At 30.6% G+C, this 18278-nt stretch carries 19 protein-coding genes; 1 reads left to right on the forward strand and 18 read right to left on the reverse strand.

The window, feature by feature from the left end:
- Positions 1 to 260 precede the first annotated feature (260 nt).
- From DWX74_RS00075 to DWX74_RS00085, 3 genes are all read right to left on the reverse strand, one after another.
- Entirely contained in the window at positions 261 to 998 is a 738-nt protein-coding gene (locus tag DWX74_RS00075) for a hypothetical protein (protein ID WP_118547977.1), read from the reverse strand.
- A gap of 1 nt (position 999) precedes the next feature.
- A complete protein-coding gene (locus tag DWX74_RS00080; RefSeq protein ID WP_118547979.1) occupies positions 1000 to 1872 on the reverse strand; it encodes an ATP-binding cassette domain-containing protein in 873 nt (290 codons plus the stop codon).
- 87 nt (positions 1873 to 1959) lie between these two features.
- The gene (locus DWX74_RS00085; RefSeq protein ID WP_118547981.1) at positions 1960 to 2319 is read right to left on the reverse strand and encodes a GntR family transcriptional regulator; all 360 of its coding nucleotides are present in this window, start codon (positions 2317 to 2319) and stop codon (positions 1960 to 1962) included.
- 269 nt (positions 2320 to 2588) lie between these two features.
- On the opposite strand from DWX74_RS00085, the gene DWX74_RS00090 reads away from it, so the two are divergent.
- Complete coding sequence (locus tag DWX74_RS00090; RefSeq protein ID WP_118547983.1) at positions 2589 to 3443, forward strand: sulfurtransferase; 855 nt, start codon at positions 2589 to 2591, stop codon at positions 3441 to 3443.
- A gap of 232 nt (positions 3444 to 3675) precedes the next feature.
- Here DWX74_RS00090 and DWX74_RS00095 read toward each other — a convergent pair whose 3' ends face one another.
- The 15 genes from DWX74_RS00095 to DWX74_RS00165 form a co-directional block, all read right to left on the reverse strand.
- Entirely contained in the window at positions 3676 to 4392 is a 717-nt protein-coding gene (locus tag DWX74_RS00095; RefSeq protein ID WP_118547985.1) for a hypothetical protein, read from the reverse strand.
- A gap of 410 nt (positions 4393 to 4802) precedes the next feature.
- On the reverse strand, positions 4803 to 5858 hold the full coding sequence (gene ispG / locus DWX74_RS00100; protein ID WP_118547987.1) for a flavodoxin-dependent (E)-4-hydroxy-3-methylbut-2-enyl-diphosphate synthase: 1056 nt from the start codon (positions 5856 to 5858) through the stop codon (positions 4803 to 4805).
- A gap of 53 nt (positions 5859 to 5911) precedes the next feature.
- Positions 5912 to 6946 carry an RIP metalloprotease RseP gene (rseP, locus tag DWX74_RS00105; RefSeq protein WP_118547989.1) on the reverse strand — a complete coding sequence of 345 codons (1035 nt, stop codon included), beginning with the start codon at positions 6944 to 6946 and terminating at the stop codon, positions 5912 to 5914.
- Positions 6947 to 6983: 37 nt separating this feature from the next.
- Positions 6984 to 8141 carry a 1-deoxy-D-xylulose-5-phosphate reductoisomerase gene (locus DWX74_RS00110; protein WP_118547991.1) on the reverse strand — a complete coding sequence of 386 codons (1158 nt, stop codon included), beginning with the start codon at positions 8139 to 8141 and terminating at the stop codon, positions 6984 to 6986.
- A gap of 399 nt (positions 8142 to 8540) precedes the next feature.
- Positions 8541 to 9320 (reverse strand): phosphatidate cytidylyltransferase, encoded by a 780-nt coding sequence (locus tag DWX74_RS00115; RefSeq protein WP_118547993.1) that lies wholly within the window; start codon positions 9318 to 9320, stop codon positions 8541 to 8543.
- A gap of 3 nt (positions 9321 to 9323) precedes the next feature.
- Positions 9324 to 10055, reverse strand: coding sequence for an isoprenyl transferase (locus tag DWX74_RS00120; protein WP_118547995.1), 732 nt, complete (start codon positions 10053 to 10055; stop codon positions 9324 to 9326).
- Positions 10056 to 10083: 28 nt separating this feature from the next.
- Positions 10084 to 10287, reverse strand: coding sequence for a hypothetical protein (locus tag DWX74_RS00125; RefSeq protein ID WP_118547997.1), 204 nt, complete (start codon positions 10285 to 10287; stop codon positions 10084 to 10086).
- Positions 10288 to 10289: 2 nt separating this feature from the next.
- On the reverse strand, positions 10290 to 10847 hold the full coding sequence (frr, locus tag DWX74_RS00130) for a ribosome recycling factor (protein ID WP_118547999.1): 558 nt from the start codon (positions 10845 to 10847) through the stop codon (positions 10290 to 10292).
- Positions 10848 to 10941: 94 nt separating this feature from the next.
- Positions 10942 to 11646 carry a UMP kinase gene (gene pyrH, locus DWX74_RS00135; protein ID WP_118548001.1) on the reverse strand — a complete coding sequence of 235 codons (705 nt, stop codon included), beginning with the start codon at positions 11644 to 11646 and terminating at the stop codon, positions 10942 to 10944.
- A gap of 95 nt (positions 11647 to 11741) precedes the next feature.
- A complete protein-coding gene (gene tsf, locus DWX74_RS00140; RefSeq protein ID WP_118548003.1) occupies positions 11742 to 12650 on the reverse strand; it encodes a translation elongation factor Ts in 909 nt (302 codons plus the stop codon).
- 84 nt (positions 12651 to 12734) lie between these two features.
- On the reverse strand, positions 12735 to 13469 hold the full coding sequence (rpsB, locus tag DWX74_RS00145; protein ID WP_040410441.1) for a 30S ribosomal protein S2: 735 nt from the start codon (positions 13467 to 13469) through the stop codon (positions 12735 to 12737).
- A gap of 180 nt (positions 13470 to 13649) precedes the next feature.
- Positions 13650 to 14669 (reverse strand): protein kinase domain-containing protein, encoded by a 1020-nt coding sequence (locus DWX74_RS00150; protein ID WP_118548005.1) that lies wholly within the window; start codon positions 14667 to 14669, stop codon positions 13650 to 13652.
- Positions 14670 to 14837: 168 nt separating this feature from the next.
- Positions 14838 to 16253: a VanW family protein gene (locus tag DWX74_RS00155; protein ID WP_158573202.1), complete on the reverse strand. Its 1416-nt coding sequence runs from the start codon at positions 16251 to 16253 to the stop codon at positions 14838 to 14840.
- 171 nt (positions 16254 to 16424) lie between these two features.
- Positions 16425 to 16970 (reverse strand): NADH peroxidase, encoded by a 546-nt coding sequence (locus tag DWX74_RS00160; protein WP_118548009.1) that lies wholly within the window; start codon positions 16968 to 16970, stop codon positions 16425 to 16427.
- 281 nt (positions 16971 to 17251) lie between these two features.
- Complete coding sequence (locus DWX74_RS00165) at positions 17252 to 18133, reverse strand: DMT family transporter (RefSeq protein ID WP_118548011.1); 882 nt, start codon at positions 18131 to 18133, stop codon at positions 17252 to 17254.
- Positions 18134 to 18278: the final 145 nt, after the last annotated feature.

Here is an 18278-nt window from a genome sequence, read left to right on the forward strand (position 1 = left end):
TATTATATTTTTTTATCATTATATTAAATTATCATAAAAAAGTTTTTTGATTCTCTGTCGTACAAAAATATTTTTCTGAATATTTTTACATTTTAAAAGGTGTTAAAACCTTGTCATAGCCTAATTTCAATATATTTTTAACATTCTGTATTGTATTCTGTACTTGTTAACACAAAAAATAAAAACGGTTTAAAGCTTTGATAAATTTAAAACTTCAAACCGTTTCATAAGTTTACAAAATGAACTATAATTTTTAAATACTATTCATCTATTCTTAGTAAATTCTTTTTAGAGTATTCTTTTATAGGTGCTTTTCTCATAATTAACCAGTAAATAGTATACATTAATAGAGTAAATATAACAGTTAATATAACTTCATAGTTTTCTAAAGCAATTTCAATATAGTATAATATTTTATACCCTAGTGCCTGTATAAAACTACTTGGACTTACACCAAATAGTACTATTATTGATGCTAGTACAGTAATTCCTATCATCATTTTTATTCCGCCAAATCTGTAGAATAATGCTCCTAAAACAAGACCTGCAGAAGACTGAATTATTATCAATCCTAAATACTCCATAATATCCAATCTTTTATACACTAGTGGAATTGGACTTATTGCTTGCATTAGGTTCTCAGCTCCTATTAGAAGTATTGAGAATATAATCATACTAATAATTGTAAATTCTATTAAAGATATTGTTGATGCAATTATTATAGATTTTCTATCCGCTCTCATATTCATCATTGTGCTAAATTCTACTGTCGAAAGTAATATTCCATATACCATAGCCACTCCAGACATGCTACTATACATAGAGCTGAACGACATTCCACCGGCTTTTGTAGCAGCTCCACCCTGCACTGAGTCTAAGTATATATAGCTCATAACAAATCCAATTCCTAGTATTAATAACATTACAGTTGTTACTACTACGAAGTATGTCTTCATGTTTATCTTCAAATAATTTAAGTAAGGTTTTAATGCTGTCATCTTAATTCACCTCTTTCGTAATTGTTACGAATGCATCTTCAAATTCTGCCTTCCCAACTTCTATTCCCTTTTCTTTTATTGTTTCTAAATCATCACCTGATATATTTCCATAGTAGAAAATTGTCTTTGTAGATCCAAACTTTTTAAATTCCTTTGACTCTCCATAAAATGATAATTTCTTTAAATCTTCATCTTTTCCAGATAATAAGTTTGATTTACTTTTGAAATTATCTACATCTGTATCTATTGCAATTTTATTTCCGCCGATTATTATTAACTTTTCTATTATTCTTTCTATTTCTCCAACTTGGTGAGTTATTATGATGTATGTACCCATATCTTCTGAATATTTTTCCATCAACTCTTCATAGAATATTTTTCTATTAGCTACATCTAATCCTGTTGTTGGTTCATCAAGTATTGTTATTTCGGCATTTGATGCAAGCGCTGCTGTAACTGTTACAGCTGATTTTTGTCCTCTTGAAAGCTTTCCGTATGCTTTTTTAGTATTTATGCCAAATCTTTTAACTAATCTTTCTTCAGTTTCTTTATCGTAGTTTTCAAAGAAATAGCTATATGTTTTGAATATGCTTTTGACCTTAGTATCTGTAGAAAAAACATCGGCTTCTTTTACATGGCATATTCTTTTTAGCTGCTCTGGATTTTTTGCTATTTTTTCTCCGTCTAATGTAATCTCTCCCGTATCTGCAAATAGTTTGTCTGTTATTATATTGCAAAGAGTTGTTTTACCTGTACCATTTCTACCAAGTATTCCGTATATATGTCCTGGCTCTAATTCTAAATTTATATTATCTAATACTACTTGTTTTCCAAATTTTTTACTCAATCCTTGTATTTTAAGAGTTGCACTCATGATAATTCCTCCTTTTCATTTATATTGTTTACAATTTTTTTATCTTGTATCTTTTGTTATTCTATTCATCTCATTATTCTATATATCTTACTCTTTTCTAATTATGTCTACTAATTCTTCTCTACTTATCCCTAATTTTTTAGCTTCTTCTAAAAAAGATACTAGCGATTCATTTATAAATTTTTCTTTTCTCGCCTTTATTATTATTTCTTTTGCTCCTTCTGCCACAAACATTCCTCTACCTCTTTTTTTATATAGTATTTCTTGTTCTACCAATATATTCATTCCTTTTAGTACTGTAGCTGGATTTATTTCATACGTCTTTGAAATCTCGGTTGTAGATGGTACTTGCTCATTTTCTCCTATTCCATCTATGAGTATTTCATCCTCTATTGCCCTAGCTATCTGTATAAATATAGGTTCTTCGCTATTCAAAACAAATTTCATACGCTCCTCCTTTCTCAAATAACTATTTATTTGGTTGAAATTAATTTCTAGTTTATTGGTTAGTTAGTTGAGTAACTAACTCCTCAACTAAAATATATACTATACTTCCCTATATGTCAATATTTTTCAAAAAATTTTATTTTTTTGTTTTTATATATATTTACTAGTTATTTCTTTTGTACTAATATTAAAGTATACGGTGAATTTTTTAACACCTATATAATATGTTATTCTGCAATAATTGTAGATATAATACGGAGGCGATTTTTTTGAAAAACTTAATATCAGCAACTGATTTAATAAAAAAATTAGAAAATAACGAAGATATGGTACTTATAGACTGTAGATTTGACCTTATTGACAGAGGATACGGAGCTAGAGCATATAAAATGGGACATATCAAAGGAGCGTATATCTTAGATGTAGATAAAGATTTATCTGCTCCAATAACAGAACATGGTGGTTTTAACCCACTTGCAAACCCAGAAGAACTTGCTGCTAAGTTAGAAAAAATGGGTATAGACAACGATACATACATAGTTACTTACGATGAAGGTGATTTAAACGGACCTTCAAAACTTATGTATCAGCTTATGTATATGGGAATTAAAAATGTAGATGTTTTAGATGGTGGTCTTCCTGCATTTGTACATGCTGGTGGTAAATTAGAGTCTAAAATACCAGAAGCTAATCATACAGACAAGAAAATAACTTTAAACTTAGATAAAAATACAATGGTAGATATGGAATACGTTAAAGAAAGATTGTACGATCCAAATACTATAATAATAGACTCTCGTTCAAATGAGAGATATCAGGGAATAGTTGAACCTGCATATTCTAAAGCGGGTCATATTCCAAGTGCTAAAAACTACTTCTTTAAAGATATTTTAAATGATAATTTTGAAAATGGTTCATACAAAGATGCTGAATTCTTAAAAGAACATTTTAAAGATTTAATAAATACTGATAAAGAGATAATTTTATCTTGTGGTTCTGGTATAGCTGCTTGTGTTAACGGTTTAGCATTAAAACAGTTTGACGTACCACATAAAATATATCCTGGAAGCTTCTCAGACTGGATTACTTATGAAGAAAATGAAATAAAAACAGGAAACGAATAAAAATATATAGAGACTAAAAGAGATAAGGTATAACTGCTATCCGCTTCAGGCTTCGACGATTTCTTTCTTCTAGTTCGAACTCCGTTCGAATCTAGTGATGAAATCGTCTGTAGATTGGCGCTGGATTAGCAATTATAACCTTATCCCTATTTTTTATTCCTATATGAGTTATTTTTCTAGTTTCCTGTTATTTTATTTCATTTACTTCATTGCGTTGAGATGAAAAATTTATTTATATCTTCCACATTTCTCCGTTTGGCATTCTAAAAATACTTCCTTTTTCTACACTCTTAACTTCTCCACTCTCATAATCCCTAACAACTATAAAATCTTCATATTCAGGATTTTCATCCCAACTAGCAAAGTACATATCATCTCCATTTCTAAAATCAAATCCTTCTCTAACATCAATATTATATCTTTTCTTTTCAGGATAAATTATTTCAAAATATCCATCATTTCCCGCTCTTGTAATCATCATAGGACTAATTTTAAGCATTAAATTATAGCAATCCTCTACCTCTGATAAACTAATCTCAGCTTCAACATGCTTTATATCTTCAATACTTATATTACAAAATTTATCTTCATTACTTTCTTTGCCATCTTCAAAATTACTACTTATCAATTCTTCACTGTCTATATAAATCACTCTCATAACTTTTTTATCAAAATCAACTTCTAAGAAATAAATCTTCCCATTTAAAAAAACTGGCTTTTCTACATAAATATTCTCTTTAATTTCAAAAGGCTTAAATACTTTACCATCTGGATAATGAATAAGTGCACAACCCATACCAACAAAAGTATATCCATCATTAACAATCTCCTCGGCCTCATATAAATCACAAAAAGACTTACTTGAAACATGAGAATAATACCACTCAGAAGTACCTTCAATATTCTCAAAATAACCATTTTCCAAACCTTTAATCTCTCTAATAACCATAACCTACCTCCATAAAATACTTTTTAACAGTATAACCAAAACTAAAATCTCTATCAACATACTTTTAAAATAATTCAATTAAAATTCTATCTCTTAGCAAATAATATATTTTAAAATTAATAAAGTCATATTAATAAAAATTCATTCAAAGTTTGCATTATATCTCAATTATTCTGTCCCCCTCAAAATAGAAACATTTATAAAAGTAGTCTATTGCAAACTTTTTCCAAGTTTACTTACTTTTTGATTAAGCTCGCAAATAAATTTCCACCGACAATCTGCAAGCGACTCGCAACTGATAAATGTGTTACATAAAATTGCGAGTCGCTGAAGCCTGGAGGGGAAATTATTTGCGAGCTTAATCCCCAAAAGAAAAAGACTGTCACAAAATTTGCAACAGTCTCTCATTTTTATAAAGTTTCTATCTCTTTAACTAACTCATCTATTAAATTTTCAGCAGGTATTTTTCTTATTATCTCACCTTTTTTAAATAACAGTCCTTCTCCTTTTCCACCAGCGATTCCAATATCAGCTTCTCTAGCTTCTCCAGGACCATTTACAACACAACCCATTATAGCAACAGTTATGTCCTTATCAAGATTTCCTATTCTTTCCTCAGCTTCATTAACCATATCAATCAAATCTATCTGAGTTCTACCACAAGTTGGGCAAGAAATTATTTTTATCTTATCGTTTAAAAGTCCAAGACTTCTAAGTATATCCTTACCTACTTTCACCTCTTCAACAGGATCTCCTGTAAGTGAAATTCTCATAGTATCTCCTATGCCTTTCATTAAAAGACTTCCGACACCTATTGAAGATTTTATAGTTCCTCTTTTAATACTTCCAGACTCAGTTATACCTATGTGTAGTGGGTAATCGACCTTTTCAGACATAAGTTCATAAGCTTCAACAGTTCTGAATATATCTGAGTTTTTAAGTGATATAACTATATCGTGGAAATCTAAATCTTCAAGAATTTTTATATGTCCCATTGCACTTTCAACCATAGCTTCTGCACAAGGTTCACCGTATTTTTCTAAAAGATGTTTTTCAAGAGAACCTCCGTTTACACCGATTCTTATTCCTATATTATTTGCCTTACAAGCTTCGACAACTTCTCTAACTCTTTCCTTATCGCCTATATTTCCTGGGTTTATTCTAACTCCATCAATTCCCTGTTCTATAGCTTTAAGTGCAAGTCTGTAGTCAAAGTGAATATCGGCTATTAACGGAATATTTATCCCTGCTTTTATTTCTGCTATTTTTTCGGCAGCTTCCATATCAGGAACAGCAACCCTTACTAATTCACAACCAGCTTCTTCTAATCTCTTTATCTGTGCTATTGTGGCTTTTGCATCTCTAGTATCAGTATTTGCCATAGACTGGACTGATATTGGATTATCTCCACCAATTTTTACATTTCCACAAGTAACTACTCTTGTTTTCTTTCTCTGATAACTCAAAATTATCCCTCCTAATTTATATTATCTAAATATTTATTCTATATAAATTATATCTATCTAATCAGTTTTAAAATATCATTGTAAGTGATAAACACTATAAATGCCATTAGTGCAGCAAATCCTATCATATTCACAAATCCTTCTTTTTCTGGATCTAGTTTTTTACCACCTCTCAAGAATTCTATAAGAAGCATTAATAATCTAAATCCGTCTAATGCCGGGAATGGAACAAGGTTTAGTATACCTAAGTTTAAGCTTAATACAGCTATTACGTATATAAGATTTAAAACTCCTACCTTGCTTGCTTCATTTACCACAGAAACAACCGCAACTGGTCCACCAACAGCATCAGTCAATTTCATAGGAAGGTTTCCTGTAAATAACTGAACTACAAATGTAACCATCTGAACACTCATCTGCCAAGTAGATACTACGGCATTTTTAATAGCTGTAAAAGGATTTCTACTCATCTTAGCTTCTATACCAAGTATATATCCATTGTCCTTTGATTTTTCTGGAGTTATTTCAAATGTTTTTTCTTTTCCATCTCTGTCTACTACTATTTCTGTTTTCTTATTTCCTGATTTATCTACAGCAGCTGAAACATCTGCCCAATTTTTTATTTCCATTCCGCCTATTTCAACTACTTTATCGCCTGGCTCTATACCTGCTTCATAAGCTGGAGTTCCTTTAACAACATTTGCAAGCTCTGTCTGAGGAGTTCCCATATATGTAAATACCCCAGCTAAAAGTATTACTGTAAGTATTATGTTGAATATAGGCCCTGCTGCTATAGTCTGAACTCTCTGCCATATTGTTTTATCTCCAAATGAATCCATATTAGTTTCTTCTGGATCATTTTCTGCTCCGTCTTCTCCTGCCATAGCTACAAATCCACCTATTGGTATAAGTCTTATAGAATACTCTGTTTCACCTTTTTTAGTGCTCCAAATTTTTGGCCCCATACCAACTGCAAACTCTAAAATACCTATTCCACTTCTTTTAGCAAATATAAAATGCCCTAATTCGTGGAATAGTACCATAAAGCTGAATAACAATACTATAAAAAATATTTTTAAAATACTCATAGATTTCCCCCTTTATATTTTCTAACTTAATTTATTTCTAATTATTTTTTATTAAACCTTTTACATATTCTCTTGTATCTAGGTCTATTTTTAATATCTGTTCAAGAGTAGCATTTTCTATACTTTCATGTGCATCAAGTGCCATTTTTATGTATTTAGGTATATCGTAGAACCCTATTCTATCTTCTAAAAATTCATTTACAACTATTTCATTAGCTGCATTTAACACAGCACAATATGTTCCACCAGCTTTTAAACATTCATATGCAAGTTTTAAGCATGGGAATGTTTCTAAATCCGGTTCTTCAAATGTAAGCTGCGATGCTTTTCTAAAGTCTAGTCTTTCAAAATCAGTTTCCATTCTATCTGGATAAGTAAGTGCATACTGAATAGGAAGTCTCATATCTGGGCAACCTAGCTGAGCTATTACAGAGCTATCTCTATACTGTACCATTGAATGAACGATACTCTGTGGATGAACTACAACGTCTATATCCTCAGATTCTACTCCAAATAACCATTTAGCTTCTATAACCTCAAGTCCTTTATTCATTAACGTAGATGAGTCTATACTTATCTTTCTACCCATATCCCAGTTAGGATGTTTTAGAGCTTCATTTTTAGTTATATTTATTAAATCTTCTTTTTTCTTACCTCTAAATGGTCCTCCAGATGCAGTTAATATTATTTTTTCCACATCTCTTTTGTTTTCTCCATTTAAACTCTGGAATACTGCACTGTGTTCGCTATCCACAGGAAGTATTTTTACTCCATTTTCTTTTGCTGCCTTCATAACTAATTCTCCAGCAGTTACTAGAGTTTCCTTATTTGCAAGTGCTATGTCTTTTTTGCTTTCTATAGCACACATTGTCGGAACAAGTCCTATCATACCTACAACAGCAGTAAGTACAACGTCTATTTCATCTAGTGAAGATATTTTTTTAAGTCCTTCCATTCCAGATAATACCTCTGTTTCACATTCTTCTGGAAGTAAACTTTTTAACTCTTCTGCCTTTGATTCTTCATACATTACAGCGTATTTTGGTTTAAATTCTTCTATCTGTTCAAGTATCATTTTTACATTGCTATTTGCTGATATTGCAACTGCCTCAAAATCGCTTGGGTTCTTTCTTATTACGTCTAGTGTCTGTGTTCCTATCGAACCTGTTGATCCTAATATAGATATTTTTTTCAAAATAATATCTCCTTTCCAATCTATTTTTACAATAACTCTATTTTATACTATAATATTTACCTTTACTTTTGCTTTACTAAATTTGAAGATTTTTATAGTCTCTTCAAAATATTATACCATTTTAAATTAGATTTTACCTATTTTTTTATGTTTTGTATTTTTTTAGTAAATAATTTTTAATCATTTATACTATTTTATAACTAATTATTTTTTGTTAGTACCAATAAAAAAACAACCACTACAAAATTGTTTGTAACAGCTGTCTTTTATTTTATCTATTTAGTAAGATACTTATTAATGTTTTCAATATTTGCAGCAGAGCCGCCATACCAAGCATAGGACTTATAAAGTAGACATAAAAAAGAGGCTACTGAAAAATACACAGTAACCTCGTATCTATTATATTCCAAATAATTTTATTACATTGTACACAAATGGTGCAACAAGGATAACACTATCAAATCTATCTAGTATTCCCCCATGACCTGGTATAAGTTTTCCGTAATCTTTTATACCGACATATCTCTTTATAGATGATGCAAAAAGATCACCAAACTGGGCTATTATACTACCAACAAGCCCTATTACAACCATATGAACCATTTGCATCCCAAAGAAATGTCCTAAAATCATACATCCAACTGTACTTCCTAGAATACCTCCTATACTTCCTTCTATAGTCTTTTTAGGACTTACTAAAGGTATAAGCTTGTGTTTTCCAAAGAAGTATCCTGTAAAGTAAGCAAATACATCTGTACAGAATGATATTATAAATATCAACCATACATATATATCACCTTTTCCAAATCCATTCTTAGTCAATACTACAAAGTCAAAGAATATTGCTACGTAGAATATCCCAGAAAATGTAATTGAAACATCTATTATATTTTTCTTACCTTTTAACATATACACTATACATACTAGGAATAAACCAAATATCATCGCATAAGTGTACATAAGTGGAAGGTTAAAAATATTTTTTATTGCTAAATAAGCAGCAAATATATACCCAACTATAAATACTGGTTCAATTTCTTTAGCTTCAAAAGCTTTATAGAATTCATGTAGTGCAATTCCTACAACTACAAATTCTGCAATATAAAGAGGTATCCCTCCATATACTATTAATAGTAATAAAGGTAGAAGTATAAGTCCTGATATTATTCTAGTTTTCATTTTTTATTTTACTCCACCAAATCTTCTGTCCCTTTTCTGATATGCGTAAATAGCTTTTTCAAGCTCTTCACCATCAAAATCAGGCCAGTGTATGTCAGTATAATAAAATTCTGAATAAGCTATATCCCAAAGTAAGAAATTACTTAATCTCTGCTCTCCACTAGTTCTTATAACAAGATCAGGATCTGGTATTTCACCAGTGCTTAGATGTTTTTTAATTCTTTCTTCAGTTATATCTTCTAAACTTATTTTTCCTTCTTTATATTCTTTAGCTATTTCCACTACTGCTTCTCTTATATCGTTTCTTCCTCCATAATTAAGAGCAAGATTTAGATGTACTCCTGTATTATCTTTTGTCTTATCCATAGCAGAGTGTAGTTCCTTTACACATGCTTCTGGTAATTTTTCAAAATCACCTACTGCTGTTAGTTTGACATTATTTTTATGAAGTTCATCTATTTCATTTCTTAGATAAGTGACAAGTAGGTTCATAAGAGCATCCACTTCTAATTTAGGTCTTTTCCAATTCTCAGTTGAAAAAGCGTATAAAGTTAAATACTGTATTCCTAATCTGTCAGCTTCTTTAACTACTTTTCTAATTGTCTCTACTCCGGCTTTATGGCCAGCAGTTCTTGGAAGAAATCTTGATTTAGCCCATCTTCCGTTACCATCCATAATTATAGCGATGTGGGTAGGCATATTCTCTAAATCTATATCGTATTTTAGATTGTTCATAATTTCCCTCCATATTAATTCTGACTCCTTATAATAAGGAGTCAGAGAAGTATGTCGCTGTTATTTCTACACTATCAGCTATTTCAGATATTTTTATTGCTCTTGGATTAGTAAGTCTTTCCTTATCTTTTCCGCCTTCAATGTAGATTGTGTGGTGTTTTATATTCTTTTCGTCGAAATATTTTTCGACTTCTTCCACACTCAATCCTAATAGATTATAATATTTATTCAATATTATACCTCCATTATGTCTTTTTCTTTTTTAGCGTATAGTGAATCTATTTCTTTTATGTATTTGTCAGTTATTTTCTGAACTTCTTCAGTTGCTTTCTTTAATTCGTCTTCTGTTATTTCTCCATCTTTTTCGATTTTTTTAAGTTTATCGTTAGCGTCTCTTCTTTCGTTTCTTATTCTAACTTTGAAATCTTCTGATGCTTTGTGAGCTTTTTTAGCTAATTCTTTTCTTCTTTCTTCAGTTAATGCTGGAACTGATAATCTTATTACAGAACCATCATTTGAAGGAGTTAATCCTACATCTGAGTTAGCTATAGCTTTTTCTATTTCGTGCATAGATGATTTATCCCATGGAGTTATCATAAGAGTTCTTGGTTCTGGAACTGATATAGCTGCCATCTGGTTTATTGGAGTTAATGTTCCGTAGTAGTCTACTCTTACTTTGTCAAGCATTGCTGCATTTGCTCTACCTGCTCTTATTGTTCCGAATTCAAATTTTAAAGCATCGATAGTAGCATCCATTTTCTGTTCTAACTGTTCATGTACTTCAAGTCTCATAATTGCGCCTCCCTTGCATAAAAAAAAGTTTTAGTTAATTTATTTAATTCTATTCTATCATTTTCTAAATTATTTTTATATATGTATTTAAATATTATTCTACAGTTGTACCTATACTAGCACCTTTTACAGCGTTTATTATGTTTTCTGTTGATAATTCGAAAACTTTTATAGGTATATTATTATCTTTACATAAAGATGTAGCTGTTGAATCCATTACTTTTAATTCTTTCTGTATAACTTCCATGTAGCTTAATTTTTCAAATTTCTGAGCATCTGGATATACTTTTGGATCTTTGTCATATACAGCATCTACATTTTTAGCTAGAAGTATAACTTCTGCTTCCATTTCAAGAGCTCTAAGTGCTGCTGCTGTATCTGTTGAGAAGTAAGGGTTTCCTGTTCCCGCACCAAATATTACAACTCTACCTTTTTCAAGGTGTCTAACAGCTCTTCTTCTTATATAAGGTTCTGCAACCTGTCTCATTTCTATACCAGTCTGAACTCTTGTTGCAACATCTATGTTTTCAAGAGCATCCTGAAGTGCCATAGCATTCATTACAGTGGCAAGCATTCCTATATAGTCAGCTGTAGTTCTGTCCATTCCGTCACTAGTTCTACCTCTCCAGAAGTTTCCACCACCAACAACAACGGCAACTTCTACACCTAGTTCGTTGATTTCTTTTATAGCAATAGCTATCTGGTTAACTATATCGTTGTTTATTCCACGTTTCTGTTCTCCTGCTAGTGCTTCTCCACTTAATTTTAATAATACTCTTTTGTAAACTGGTTTATCCATTTTCAATCCGCCCCCTAAAATTTTACTTTGTAAAAATTGTTATTTTTAAAAAAGAGAACACTGACGTGCTCTCTTCTTAGTCAACTATTTAAAAATTACTGCATCTGTTTTGCAACTTCTTCAGCAAAGTTTTCTTCTTTCTTTTCTATACCTTCTCCAACTTCGAATCTAACAACGTTTACAACTTTTATTTCAGTTCCAACTTCTTTAGCTACTGCTTCAACTAATTTTTTAACAGTGAAGTCTGGATCTTTAACGAAAGGCTGTTCTAATAAGCAAACTTCTTTAAGTTCTTTTTCTAGTCTACCTTTAACCATTTTTTCAACTATGTTAGCAGGTTTTCCTTCGTTTAATGCCTGCTGAGTTAATACTTCTGTTTCGTGAGCTATGTATTCAGCATCAACATCATCTCTTGAAACGTATTTAGGGTTCATAGCTGCAACCTGCATAGCTACGTCTTTACCTAATGTAAGTATTCTTTCATCTCTTCCTTCAGTTTCCATTTCAACTAAAACTGCTATTTTACCAGCTCCGTGGATGTATCCAGCTACCTGTCCGTTAGTAGATACTTTAGCGAATCTTCTGAAGTCAAGTTTTTCACCTATTTTAGCAACTTTGTTGTTTAATACAGTCTGTAAGTCGTTTCCTTCTTCAGCTTCTTCAGTTAATAATTCTTCAACTGTAGTTTTTTCTGTATTTAAAGCCATTTTAGATACTAATTTTACGAAATCTTTGAAATCTTCGTTTTTAGCAACGAAGTCAGTTTCTGAGTTTACTTCTACAACAGAAGCAACTGTATTGTCTTCGTTCATTTCTATAGCAACAAGCCCTTCAGCAGCTATTCTATCAGCTTTTTTAGCAGCTTTAGCTAGACCTTTTTCTCTTAATACGTCTACAGCTTTTTCCATATTTCCATCAGTTTCTGTTAAAGCTTTTTTGCAGTCCATCATACCTGCACCTGTAGCTTCTCTTAACTCTTTTACCATTGCAGCAGTTATAGCCATTTTGTGTTCCTCCTAAATGTACAAATATTATTTCTTTTAATATTATAAATGGTAAGGGAATCCCTTACCATTCAATTTTTAATATTAGTTTTCTTCTGATACTTCTACTTCTTCAGCTTCTTCTATTTCTTCTTCAGCACCCTGTCTTCCTTCTATAACAGCAGTAGCCATAGCACCAGTTATTAATTTAACGGCTCTTATAGCGTCGTCATTTCCTGGTATTGGGAAGTCTAATTCTTCTGGATCGCAGTTAGTATCAACTATACCAACAACTGGTATACCTAATCTGTGAGCTTCCTGTATAGCTATATTTTCTTTTCTTGGGTCAACTACGAACATAGCACCTGGTAATTCAGGCATTTCTTTTATTCCACCTAAGTTCTTTTCTAGTTTTTCTTTTTCAGCTCTTAATTTTATAACTTCTTTTTTAGGAAGTACGTCGAAAGTACCGTCTTCTTCCATTCTTTCTAATTCTCTTAATTTGTTTATTCTAGTTTTTATAGTTTTGTAGTTAGTTAACATACCACCTAACCATCTTTCGTTAACGTAGAACATTCCGCATCTTTCAGCTTCTTCTTTTATAGCTTCCTGAGCCTGTTTTTTAGTACCTACGAATAATATTGGTTTTCCAGTTTCAGCTACTTCTTTAACGAATTTGTAAGCTTCTTCTACTTTTTTAACTGTTTTCTGTAGGTCTATTATATATATTCCATTTCTTTCTGTGAATATATATTTCCCCATTTTAGGGTTCCATCTTCTTGTCTGATGTCCGAAATGTACACCAGCTTCTAATAACTGTTTCATTGATATTACTGACATTTTTTGTCCTCCTTGGTTTTTTCTTCCTCCAGATTGTTCATCTCCCTAAAAAACCCTTTGGGCACCTTTTAAGGATCGCAATTCTGTGTGTGATTATTCATTTTTTCACCTATAAGATTATAACATAGTAATTTTATGATTTCAATATGTTTTTTCATTTTTTCTATAAACTTGACAGTGTTAAATATAATGTACAACTAAACCTAGTACAAACATTGAAACAAGCGCAATTACAATAGCTTTTTTAAATAACGAACTCTTTTTATTTTTAGTTTCTTTTTCTATTTTTTCGATTTCTAATTTTTGAGTTTGCATAAGCTTTTTATCTATTGCATTTAATTCCTCTTCAGGAGGATTTATTTTTATTTCTGCCGTACGATACATAATTCCTGTCATAGCCATTATAACTTCATTAAAGTTTTGGTACTTATTTTTTCTGCTCAATAGCCTTTTATCTATCTTAACAAGTTCTTCATACTCTTTAATCACAGTAAGATTACTATAATCAGGACCTCTATCTATCCTTTTTAACATATCATTTTCACCAAAAGCTATTCCAAAAGGTCTCTTTTTAAATATCATTTCATAAAGTATAATTCCAAATGCAAATAAATCGCTTTCATAATCCGTATAATCTATACAAAGCTGATGAGGCGACATATATTGATAATTCCCTTTAGCCCTTATGTTTTTCCCTCTATTGGCTGCTGTTATACCAAAATCTGCTATTTTGATATTATAATCCTTATCTACTATAATATCCTGCATTTTTAAAGAACCGTGATAGTTTATATTGTGCATCCCATCACTATACACTCCCTTATGTATTAGATTAACACTTTCCAATGCCTTTAAAATCTCTATAGAGATATTTATCATAGCTTCTGGATGTAGATAGTTTCCTTTTATAAGCTCTGAAAGCTCTACTCCCTCTATATATTCATAGGCTATGAAGTAATATCCCTTATAATCCTCATAATGCTCACCTACATCTTTTATTCTTAATATATACTTAGAGCCGATATCATTTATTACAGTAGAAACATCTATAAAATTTTGTATAAAATCAGCGCTGATATGTTTATTATGAGAGAATATTTTTATAAGCACTCTTTCATCTGTGCTCAAATCTCTCGCAACATATAATCTGTTCTCCTCCATCACGCCATCAAAATCGACTGCGTATCTATTTTGTATCATTAAAACCCCACCTACTATAAAATTATTATAATTTTTTCTTTTTATTATTTATCTTATCTTTTATTATATCAAATTAAATGACTCTATACACTAATCAATTAAATTTATCTGATAACTATTTTTCAAAACAAAAAAAGATGTCTCGAATTTTCAAGACATCTTTTTGATTTATTTTTTCATTTTTCTATATACGCCACCAGAAATATATTCTTTTTTAATTTCTTTTCCATTAGAATCTCTGTATATTCTATATGTTTTAAATTCAGTCGCATCTTTTTCATCTGCTTTAGCTTTATTTTCAACATTTATATTTATATTCTTTTTATCACCAGAGTTTCCGTATATTGTACAAGTAAGCTGTTTATTTTGAACAGTATTCTTTATATATACTGGATGGTCAAAAGTATTTTTAAATTTAAAATCAAGCCCCTCATCATTTACAGTAGCATCTCTTCCAAGTGGAACATATGTTAAAGATGAAGAATGGTTAGTAACACTTACAATATCCATACCTGATAATAATGCTGTGTTAAATATTGTAGATGACGTCTGACAAACACCACCTCCAGCAGACTGTTCTAACTTACCATTTATTATTACAGGTGCTTCTTGATATCCATTCTTAGAGTTTGTCTTTCCAGTATATGAGTTATAAGAGAATACCTGTCCTGGCATTAGAAGTATATCACTAGTTACCTTTGCAGATTTTTCTACGTTATGTGATCTCTGGTTATTAGACTTTTCAAAAGATGTAGTATACTCAGCTAACTTTGTATTAACTGATTCAACATCTGATGTTTTTACCTTAGCCTCATTTTTTTCCATTACCAAAGGTATTGTTTCTTTCTTTTTATTGTCTATGCTCTCTGTTAAATTAGAAAGTGTTTTAGAAATATTTAGCTTTATACCATCTGTAGATTTAGTAGTTTTTATGCTGCCATCTATTTTTATAGTAGCATCCTTAGGTTCTTTATCCAATTTCTTCGCTATTTTCTCTATTTCTGCTTTCATCTTAGCTTCATCGTAAACAACTTCTATATTCTTTTTCAAACTTTTGTTCTTTAATGAAAAATAGTTATATAAATCTTTGTAATAACTTCCATCTCTAGTATATCCATAAGCCTCATCTACAATCTGATCTATATTGTATTTTAGCCCTACAGTATCTGGAGCTATCTCATATTCTTTTCCATTGTACTCAAATTTTATATTATCCACTTTATATTTTTCGTTTAGCATTTCCTTTACATCATTAGGTCTTTTTCCAGCAACATCAATTCCTTCTATATATATATTTCTAGCAATTTTACCATTGTATATATATGTAAAGTTAAATGCCATAATAAATACAGTAATTAATAAGAATACCCCTAAAATACTCGCTACTATTCTTTGTTTTTTCTTCTGTTTTCTCTTTTTCTGAGAAACTCTCTTCTTTTTTCTGTTGTTCATATTCTTTTTTATATCATCAGAATTTTTCAAAGCCTTCTTTTTTGCTTCAAGCTTTTTTCTCTCATCTGTAGCTTTTAATGATTTTTTACCTGTAGTATTTTTTACTACTACTCTTTTCTTTTTTTCAGCCATTTTGGTATCACCTCTTTCCTCAAATGACTTAGATATTTCACAATTTATTATTTTAACATATATACAATTTTTCTTCCACATTTTTGAATTTTTATTCATAAAAAGCTAAAAAAGAGAATAAAAAAAGCTTCCGAGATTTTCTCGGAAGCTTTTTTATTAATTTAAGCTTTATTATTTAGCAAAGTATCTGTTAAGTAATCCTAAGAATGCTTTACCATGTCTAGCTTCGTCTTTGCACATTTCGTGAACTGTATCATGTATAGCATCTAATCCTAGTTCTTTAGCTCTTTTAGCTATTTTTAATTTTCCTTCAGTTGCTCCGTATTCAGCGTCAACTCTTAATTCAAGGTTTTTCTGAGTAGATGTTTCAACAACTTCTCCTAATAATTCAGCGAATTTAGCAGCGTGTTCTGCTTCTTCGAAAGCTATTCTTTTGTAAGCTTCTGCTACTTCTGGATATCCTTCTCTATCTGCCTGTCTTGACATTGCTAAGTACATACCAACTTCTGTACATTCACCAGTGAAGTTTGCTCTTAATCCTTCAACTATTTCTTCATCAACACCCTGAGCAACACCTATTCTATGTTCGTCAGCCCATACTCTTTCTCCGGCCATTTCTTCAAATTTATCTGCTCCTACTTTACATACTGGACATTCTGCTGGTGCAGTTTCTCCTTCGTGTATATATCCGCATACTGTACAAACCCATTTTTTCATTTTAGAATTCCTCCCTAAAGTTAATTTAATTATTTTTTATTTGATAATCAGTTGTTTCCAACCCTATGTCTATTATATACCCTGACTTAAATCTTTAAAACATTTTTTTAGAATTTTTTGTTATTTTTCTTTTAAATGTACTATTTTGTCTTTTCTATTTTAAATAATAGTAATGTAAATAAAATGTTATTTTTGTTAAGTCTAACAGGTTTTCTTTACTACGGTAATAATTATACCCTAGCTTCATTCTTCTAAACATTTAATTTATATTTTTTTTAATTTTATTGCTTATTTTTAAAGAACGGCAAGAATGATAATTTTGTTTCAGCTGTTATTACTGATGCAAATATTATTAAACTACCTATGATCATTCTAAATGTTACTGGCTCTCCAAGTATTATTATAGATAATATTGTTCCAAATACAGCCTCTGTAGAAAGAATTATCGCAACTCTTGTTCCGTCTACCATCTTTGAACATATTGTCTGAAGTAGGAAACATACTGTTGTACTGAACACAGCTAGGTATAGTATTCCCATATATCCAGATGCAGTTGAGTGAATACTTAATTCTCCCATAAATATCTGAGCGATAAATGATAAAACAAATGCTGTAAAGAACTGTATGGCAGTTAATGCTACTGGATTGTGGTTCTTAACAAATTCACTTGTAAAGAATATCTGGAATGCAAATCCAAATGCACATAATAATGTAAGAACATCTCCTACGTTAACTGTAAAATCCGCACTAAGAGATAAAACTGCTATACCTACTATTGCCATAAAACTACTTGCCATACCAAATTTATCAATTTTTCTTCTATAAAGTAATAATCCTATAAATGGAACTATTACAACATTTACTGATGTTATAAATGCATTTTTTGATGGAGTTGTATAATTTAATCCTAATGTCTGTAGGAAAAATCCTAAGAATAAACAAATTCCCAGTATAACTCCAACTTTAATTGTCCCCATAGATAAATTATTCTTTATCTGTTTAAAGAATATAACTGTCATTAACACCGCTGATATAAAAAATCTTAGTGTCATTATCTGTGATGTGGTAAGCCCACCATCTAATGCAGCCTGCGTTGCGACAAATCCGCCTCCCCAAATTATGGCTACTATAAAAAGACCTATTTCCCCTATGTATTTTTTCATAGACTCCCTCCAAATTTATAATATTAATATTAAACTAATACTAATTTTTATTTATTCTTAAAGAACGGTAAGAATAAGTATATCCAGTTTATAGCTTAATATAAAAAAAATATTTTGTAAATACATTTTCTAGTTTTGTTTTATC

This window comes from Peptoclostridium sp. AF21-18 (genome assembly GCF_003478825.1).
GTDB lineage: Bacteria > Bacillota > Clostridia > Peptostreptococcales > Peptostreptococcaceae > Peptacetobacter.